The sequence below is a fragment of the Pseudomonas sp. HY7a-MNA-CIBAN-0227 genome (genome assembly GCF_040310325.1).
GTDB lineage: Bacteria > Pseudomonadota > Gammaproteobacteria > Pseudomonadales > Pseudomonadaceae > Aquipseudomonas.
Genome location: NZ_JBEOPT010000229.1, coordinates 1 through 258, shown reverse-complemented (window position 1 = coordinate 258; position 258 = coordinate 1). Strand labels below are relative to the sequence as shown.

At 57.0% G+C, this 258-nt stretch carries 1 protein-coding gene; it reads left to right on the top strand.

Annotated elements, in window-relative coordinates; translation table 11 throughout:
• On the top strand, positions 1-258 hold a 258-nt coding region (locus tag AAEZ06_RS27700), incomplete at both ends, for an extracellular solute-binding protein (RefSeq protein WP_350617341.1).

The window sequence follows — 258 nt, the reverse complement described above, 5'->3', positions numbered from 1 at the left end:
ATCTGTGCGGTCGTCGGCTGGGCCAATGGTGCCCTGGCGGCGCAGGCGATTAATGAAAAGTCCAACAGTGGCCGCAAGATTGCCTACAGCCTGCCGCGGGAAGGGGCGTTGGTCTGGTCTGAAAACTGGGTGTTGCTCAAGGATGCTCGCCACCCAAAGGCCGCTCTGGAATTCATCAACTACATGCTGCGGCCACAGGTGATAGCCAAGACGTCCAACTACATGCTTTATCCCAACGCCAACAAAGATGCCACGAAG